Origin of the sequence: Facklamia sp. P9177 (assembly GCF_050409585.1) — a bacterium.
Classification (GTDB): Bacteria; Bacillota; Bacilli; order Lactobacillales; family Aerococcaceae; genus Facklamia.
Genome location: NZ_JBNUPE010000026.1, coordinates 1 through 7,590, shown reverse-complemented (window position 1 = coordinate 7,590; position 7,590 = coordinate 1). Strand labels below are relative to the sequence as shown.

Annotated in this window: 8 protein-coding genes; 2 read left to right on the top strand and 6 right to left on the bottom strand. The window is 33.0% G+C overall.

Features of this window, described 5'->3' with window-relative positions:
• Together ACQV18_RS09060 and ACQV18_RS09055 are read right to left on the bottom strand one after the other, a co-directional pair.
• The coding region (locus ACQV18_RS09060) for a DNA polymerase (protein ID WP_428892983.1) at positions 1-2,211 on the bottom strand (2,211 nt) is incomplete at its 3' end.
• 167 nt (positions 2,212-2,378) lie between these two features.
• Positions 2,379-2,807, bottom strand: coding sequence for a hypothetical protein (locus ACQV18_RS09055; RefSeq protein WP_428892982.1), 429 nt, complete (start codon positions 2,805-2,807; stop codon positions 2,379-2,381).
• Between the two features lie 180 nt (positions 2,808-2,987).
• Here ACQV18_RS09055 and ACQV18_RS09050 point away from each other — a divergent pair, with 180 nt between their 5' ends.
• Both ACQV18_RS09050 and ACQV18_RS09045 read left to right on the top strand, forming a co-directional pair.
• Positions 2,988-3,560: a hypothetical protein gene (locus ACQV18_RS09050; protein ID WP_428892981.1), complete on the top strand. Its 573-nt coding sequence runs from the start codon at positions 2,988-2,990 to the stop codon at positions 3,558-3,560.
• A 198-nt stretch (positions 3,561-3,758) separates the two neighbouring features.
• Positions 3,759-4,163 carry a hypothetical protein gene (locus ACQV18_RS09045; RefSeq protein ID WP_428892980.1) on the top strand — a complete coding sequence of 135 codons (405 nt, stop codon included), beginning with the start codon at positions 3,759-3,761 and terminating at the stop codon, positions 4,161-4,163.
• Between the two features lie 76 nt (positions 4,164-4,239).
• Here ACQV18_RS09045 and ACQV18_RS09040 read toward each other — a convergent pair whose 3' ends face one another.
• From ACQV18_RS09040 to ACQV18_RS09025, 4 genes are all read right to left on the bottom strand, one after another.
• A complete protein-coding gene (locus tag ACQV18_RS09040) occupies positions 4,240-5,448 on the bottom strand; it encodes a relaxase/mobilization nuclease domain-containing protein (protein WP_428892979.1) in 1,209 nt (402 codons plus the stop codon).
• Positions 5,430-5,837 carry a ribbon-helix-helix protein, CopG family gene (locus ACQV18_RS09035; RefSeq protein WP_428892978.1) on the bottom strand — a complete coding sequence of 136 codons (408 nt, stop codon included), beginning with the start codon at positions 5,835-5,837 and terminating at the stop codon, positions 5,430-5,432. The genes ACQV18_RS09040 and ACQV18_RS09035 overlap by 19 nt, the downstream gene beginning before the upstream one ends.
• 458 nt (positions 5,838-6,295) lie before the next feature.
• On the bottom strand, positions 6,296-6,541 hold the full coding sequence (locus ACQV18_RS09030; RefSeq protein ID WP_428892977.1) for a hypothetical protein: 246 nt from the start codon (positions 6,539-6,541) through the stop codon (positions 6,296-6,298).
• Between the two features lie 52 nt (positions 6,542-6,593).
• A partial coding sequence (locus ACQV18_RS09025; protein WP_428892976.1) for a hypothetical protein occupies positions 6,594-7,590 on the bottom strand: 997 nt, incomplete at its 5' end.

The window sequence follows — 7,590 nt, the reverse complement described above, 5'->3', positions numbered from 1 at the left end:
AATAGAAGTAGTCATTGCTGCTGAAAAAGGATTAGTAATTGAAGAGCACCCAAGACTTTCCATCTCCTCTTTATATGCGCTCCAAGTAGTTTTAGAAACAACGTTTTGAGCATTTTTTCCATAACCCGAGTTAACCATAGTCTTCAAGATCAAATCCTCAAGAGATTTATTACCACACTGATCTTTCGCAAAACCACGATCACGAACTAAATCGTGTACTGCATGAGCGAGAGATCGACTTTCACCATTTTTAGTCATAAGAGGACTTAAAATGAAGCCACGCTCACAAAAAATTTCAGCTCCAAGTTTTAAAGCGAGATAAATTTCAGGGCCCATGGCATACACGCCATCCATACCATCGCTTGAACGAGGAAAGACTAAATTACCTTCCACGTCCACTGGAATACAAGGGAATTTAACGTTATCAGGGAATTTAAAGCGGATATAGCCTACCAAAGGTAAAATAGGGTTATATCGCCCAAAAACGGCAAAATGAGCTAATTTAAGGGGTTCCCTAATAATCTCGTTAACGACAGGAGAATCCCAATCAATATCAGGTACTAACGCCATTGCGGTAGGATAAGCAGATTGTAAATCATAATCGTAAGTCTTATCACTAAAATAACCAATCAAAGAAGAACCATTATAACCACCGTGATAAGCTTCAGAACAATAATGCTGAACTTCGCCAGCAAGGCGGGTTATAGGTTCAAAATTGCTAGCGTCAAGAAAACCAGGCCCATCAGATCTTCTAACTTTACCTTTCTTCACAGACTCAATCCCCCTATACTTCCGATTAAAATCGTTAGTACTATCAACATCTAAAACATCCATCATATAAGACTTCATAACACTTGAAGTGGCTGAAGTTATAGAGACAGCGACTTGTTTGTTAAAACCGTACAAAGCAGACACATAAAGCGCTGTAACCGTAGAATCTCGCATAGAATATTCAAAATATAAACGAGGGTTAATCTCTAACAATTTATTCATGTGTGAGATATACCCAAAAATCTTTAACTTAGGTATACCTAAAGCATTACCTAAATTTTCTAACCCTTTTTTACCTGCTGGAGCTTGAGCCATCGTATCTCTAATACTCAAACTTACGGGAAAAGCATAAAACCCGTTTCTAACAGTTTTTCGATATTTAACCATTCGAATCATAGGCTGTAAGGTAATAGTTCCACCCTGCACGTCAGAACAATACCGCAATAAATTATCATAATCATGCTTAAAAAATAAAGTAGATAAGTCAACTTTACCAGCATGACAAACCAAAGTAACGTCAATTTTAGAATCTTTAGGGAAATCATAATGAGGTTTAAACCAAGTCCAATCGCGTTCATCCTCTCGACAATATTTATTAATTTCATGATAATCATGCAATGTATCGATAGGTTGAGAAAGAGGATCACCATTTAACAGAGGATGAACGCGATATGAAGAATGAACGACATCACTATGTTTATCAAAAATCTCCCACAACGCATTACCGTTAGAATCAAATCCTACACAAGCCTTACACTTAAAATAATCATGAACTCGCAAAGAATTTAATCCTAAATCAGAAAAAATTGCAGAAAGAGCTAAATCTAAACTCAACAGCTTACTAGAAGTCTTTAAGAAGATATATTCATACAAATCAGAACCATAAACAACAGAAAATTGCCAAGACAGCAATTTACGAGGTTCACCGTAAAATTCAGTATCAAAACCAATAACTAAAGAATCCTTCTTACCTTGAATCTTTCGCAAACTTTCAAACTTATTAAAGTTTGAAATCGAAGGTAACAGATCACCGTTTTCGATGCAGGTGACACCGGGGTCAACCTCTTCTACGGGTGTCCCATAGAGCACGTTGACCCCACCCTTAAACGTTGATAAGACTGGGATTGTGAAATTTTTCACTGGTGGCAGAAATGATTTCTGCCACCGATTTTCAGTCTTTTTTGAGTTATTTTTATCAAAAAAGCACCTCTCGCTCTTAGGTCTTTTGGTTACCAATTTTTTATAGTCTAAACCGTAATCTGTTAAATTCTTTAGATAATCTTTTAAAGGGGTTTGTCTTTTGTATAGTTTGAAATCGTCTATTTCCTTTGTTATAAATTTTTTGTTGATTTCTGTTTTATAAATGCCTATTTTTAATGGTTTAAAGCCCGATTTTAAAACTTTGCGTCTTATTTTAGTTTTTGTTTGTTCTGTAAGCATTAAAAAAGCCCTCCTAATTTTAGGCGGCTTCTTTTTCTAGTTTATTTTTCTAAATTGTATGCTATAATGTATTTAGAATTTAGTAATAGAAAAAGAGTGACCGCTCTTTTTTATTCAAAGGTTTCGAGGTGACCGTCTCGAGACCTTTTTTATTTGCTGTTATTATATCATATTTTGAAAGTGTTTTTAATCTTTTCCCACCAAGTTTTATGAGGTTTTTTATTGTTGTTTTCTTTATTCGTTGAATGTAAGCTGTTTTCTGACGTATCAATTAAATTATTTTCTAATTGGTTTAATCTTTTTTGTGTTGCTTGATGTAATACTTGCTCATTATTTAAGAGGTTTGTAAGCTCTGAAATTGTTTTATCTTTTTGTTTTAATTGTTCAATTAATGCTTCGATAGCTGCTGCTTCTTGTTTATTTACTGTTGTTGTGGGATTTAATTCTTTTTTTATTTCTTCTTCTTGTGCTGGTGTAATGATCTTACGACCTTTAGAATCTTTCTCAATTGTTTTAAACTTGTTTAAACGTTTGTAAATAGTTTGTACGGTTACATTTAACTCTTTTGCTAGCTCTGCTACAGTCTTTCCTGTCAATTGCTTTATACCACCTTTAAACATTATTTAAATTTTATTTTAAACTAGTTTTAAACCTATTTAAACGTTAGTTTTTGTTGCTTTTATATTTTTTTAGCGAGTAGTTTATTTTTTTCTTTGAAAACGTTTTTTATTATGTTAGAGTCAATATAGATGAATGTTATGAAAGGAGAAAACATTATGAAGTTGAAGAAAAGTTTAATTGTTGGTGCGTCTATTTTAGTAATGGCTCCTGTAATTTCTACTGGGTTTGCTACTTTAAATGTTCTTGCGAATGAAAGTGTTCAAGAACAGGTATCGTCTGTTAAAGAAATTGGCAATATAGACTATTCGGAATTTGTTGAAGTATATAAAGATGGTGATACTACTATCTCAACTATTTCAGATGATAATGTTGATAAGTTATTAGAACAAAATGGGTTTGATTTACCAGAAGAATCCTCTGATGAAAGTTCGGTTTCGATGACTCCATATAGGTTGGAAACGAATGTGACAAGAGTTGTTAAACATGGAAATGGAAATTATGATGTATATATATCTTCTGGAGTAATGAATAAAATGATAAGCGCTGGGATTAAAGGGGCAAAGTCTATTTTGGGAGCAATATTAGGAGCAGTTTTGAAGGGAAATGCGGGAGCAGCAGTAGGATTTATTAGTGGTATAGTATCAGACGTATTCGAGTTTGGTAATGTTAAACATGGTAAAGTTTTTGTTATTAGAAACTATGCCTATCAGTATTGGTACCATCAGTAGAATGACAGTTAAATATTATTATGAATAAATTTAATATTAACCCTCATTTAAAATCTTTTTTACAGGTATCTGGGGGGTACCTTTTAGTTCTATGTATAATTTATTTTTTCAGTGGTGAAATGAAAGGTGATATATATATTTATTTAGGTGTTATTTTTGGTTCTCAGTTCGTTGTATGGCGTCAAGAGAAAAAGAAAGATGACAGGTGATATTATGAGAAAAATTTTTTTATTAGTTCTTTCAAGTATTTTATTATGTTCATTATTTAATAATTCTGTAGTATATGCTTCATCTGAATTAGATGATGTAACTTCTAATTTTAATAATGAAGTATTAGATTCTTCTATTGAAACTCGTTCTGCGGGAAGTGTTACTCTGACACCTGATAAATATATCCATAAATATGTTTGGAAGAAAGTTAAAGATATACCTTGGGCAAAAACTCCTACTCCTGCTTTAAAGGTGTATCATCATGTCATTTATCAAAATGGTCATAGATATGAGGGTGATATGGCTTGGACAGGTGCTTGGAGAGGATTTGATTATTGGGGTGAGCGTAGAGTAGAATTCCAATTTCATGGTAATCTAATGTTAACTGATTAATTTACAATAAGAAGGCTCCTCATTGTGAGGAGTCTTTTTGTATTTATAGTAGGCTAAATGTTTTACGATTTGTATTTTAGTTGTGTTGATTTTTCTTTTTCGCTTCTTCTTGTGCTTTTAATATTTTATATTCTAGTGATTGTTTAAATTGACTGTCTCTCAATGCTTTATTGTATCTTTCTTTTTCTAATTCCTCGACGTCTTCCATCGGTATAGACTTAGCCGATTCTCTCTTTACTCCGTAAAAATCTTCGTTATTCGCTGATTTAGAAGCTTGTGTATCTTCTTTTTTAGGTTTAACCTTCTTCTTAACTTCTTTTGTTGTTTGTGTAGGTTCTTCTCTGAACAGATCGCTATAATCTTTGTTTCTGTCGTTTTCTATTATTTGTACGTTTGTTAGAGGTGTTTGTGTGATTGATGAACGTTTTATTCTTGACGATTTCTTTTGTGATGATTTCATTCCTCCGGAATTCCGTTGACCTTGTGCGTTTAATTCAATAGTTAAGTGAATCTTTTCTTTAGCGTAACGAGTTCCTAATTTACCAGCTCTTATTTTCCGCTCTTTAAAATCTTCGTCTATAAAATAGTATGATAGATTTCCATTCTTACGTTCTTTAACATCTACTCGATGATTTAATATCATGTCTTCTTTAAATTTCTCCATAGATGTTATTTTGGGATTTGAGATCGATTGTAAAATTCTATCTCTTAAATCGTCTTTCCAAACGTATTCACCTTGCTCAGACGTTTTAATCTCGCTAATTGTACGACGATCAATTGAACGTTCTTTTGATAGGTCGATTACATTCGCTCCAAATTCACGCAGTATTTCGTCGTGTTTAGGTTGTAAATTTATCCATCTATTTTCCGCTCCTGATAACTTCTTACCGTCAATTGGATTTGGGTTATTTATAACAATGTGATTATGTAGGACTGCGTTCTTAGTGTCTGCTTGCGTGACGACTAAAACTTGTCGACCAGGGAATAGTCTTCGTCCTGTTTCTAAACCGATTTCGTGAACTGTCTTCACATCATCTAGATTGTCTACTATAAATTCGTCTCTTGAGAATGATTGAATAACGTTATAAGTTTGAACATTTTTGCCTTCACTAACATTAAATCTATCCCACACTTTAGAAAAAGAATCTAAAGCAGTTTCAGGTAAACAATTAACACCTGAAATTTCTAAAACTCTATCCATACCTTCACGATGACTTTTTTCCGAGACAACATATTTTATTGAGGCTCTACCGTGTTTGGATGGTTTTATACTAAGTATTGCCATAGCTTATCCACCTTCAAATTTACTTTCTTTATTTCATTGTTAACTACTACCACACCCTTTTTAAACTTTGATAAATCTTTTAAATCTGATGATGTAATTCCGTTCACATTTGCTTTCCTTGCTATCTGATTTACGTTGTTAGTTATCCAAGTAAAATCCTTAGATAATTTTTGAAGATCTTTAGACATATTACCCGCACTAATCATTAATTCTTTTCGTGTTTCCTCACCCATCTTATTAATCGGTGAGTCTAAAGCTTTTAATAAATCAGCTTGAACAGACAACCTTAAAACCTCCGAACGATTTATACCTAAATTGTCCGCTATAACGGAAATTTGATTGTATAAATCTTCGTCAACTCTCACATTAATTCGCTTGTCTTTCGTCATCGCTCATCCCACTTTTAATGATTTAATTACTCGCTATTCGCTCTTAATCCTCTCATTAAATGATTGCTGTTACTGTTCGTTATTCTCTCACAATACCAGCTAATCATTTATGAAATCTAAAGCTTACTATTCGTGCGCTTTATCTTTCAGTTTCTGTAAGCATAACTATTCACTATTCGCTTATAGTTTGCTAACAGAAACTAGCTTTCTCAATTCTCCCTATTCGGTCAAATTGCTAAAGCGACTAAATAGAATTCAACCCTCTCTCCTCGATCGTGTTCCCTTCTTTTAGTCTTTGGACAAGCAGGTCTTTTGGTTCCCAAAAGAAGCTTGTAAAGGGAGGAGCTAAGCTCCCCCTTTAATCCCCCACATTCCACTTTGACAGGTCAAAGTGGTCATGTTAGAAGTGTTAAAATATCGAATATTTTAACACTTCTAACATCAAATCACACAAAAAATTAAAACATATTACCTTCTAATTCACTTTCGTTAATATCAAATTTATGATCAGATATCTTAGTTTGTTCTTCCTCAATCTTAGCTAAATACCATTCTTTAAATTCTGTCTGATTCTTAAATTCTTTCTTATCAAAATTATCTACAATAATCTTTCCAAATTTAACAGACAGCTTCTCACGTTCAAGTTCTAATTCTTGTTTAGCCTTCTCAATTTTCTTCTCTAAAGCTTCTAATTTAGTTGTCATATTTTATCACCTCACAACCTAATTATAACACAATATTCTATGATGCCTCATACTAAAGAACACATTCTTTAGCACCTAAAATTTCTAAGAAATCTTGAATATCTTCTTGAGGTAAAATATTTGCAGTTCGTTCAGGTCTACGAGCATTTTTCCAATCAGACTTTTTAAATTTCTTATCACATAAATTAAAAGAATTTAACCAATCACATTTATCTTGAACAGTTTTATTTTCATCATCTAACTCTGGAATAGACCAAAAATTACGTCGATGACCCATCACACAAGAATTTAATTTAGCCCATTTTAAATCTCTTATCTGTCTACCAACGGAATTATATTTCAATTTCATATAAAAAACTTCCCAGTGCACCTCAGTTCTCAAAACTTTACACTGCTCTTTCTTAGAGCGATAAAACTTAAACTCATTTATATCGTTATACGCTTCCGTATCAAAATTACAAATCTCATACTTTTCACCTTCAATTTCGGGATAAACAGTTTCAAAAGAATCTTTAATAGGTTTCCGTTTAAAATCAAAATCCATTCTTACATTTCGTTCAACAGGCTTAACAACGAATTCAGCACCACGCGCTAAATCTTTGAAAGTAGTCCACACAGAATCCTTGTAACTAACAGGCCCTTCACGCTTTAAACACTGAATCGTAAACCACAACCTATCTTCAATACTGTCAGATTTAAAAGGAGATTTAGTAGAATTATGAGCTGAAACTCCACCCTCGTTTAAAGCCATATTTCCTCTAGTCGTTAAATTTAAAAGTTGATCTTGAGAATGTTTAATCTCCCAAATACTATCGTCTTGATTATCAGTTAAAAATTTGCGAGAAGCTTTTATAAATTCTTCAAGCCCAAACATACCCAAATTATTTAATTCTTCTTCAGGAATATCAGAAATAAAACCATCCGTTGTAACAGAAAATAATTTATAACCTAAATCGTTTGCTAGATTCTGAGTAGACAACAATTCAGCTCGTACAATAGAAGTAGTCATTGCTGCTGAAAAAGGATTAGTAATTGAAGAGCACCCAAGA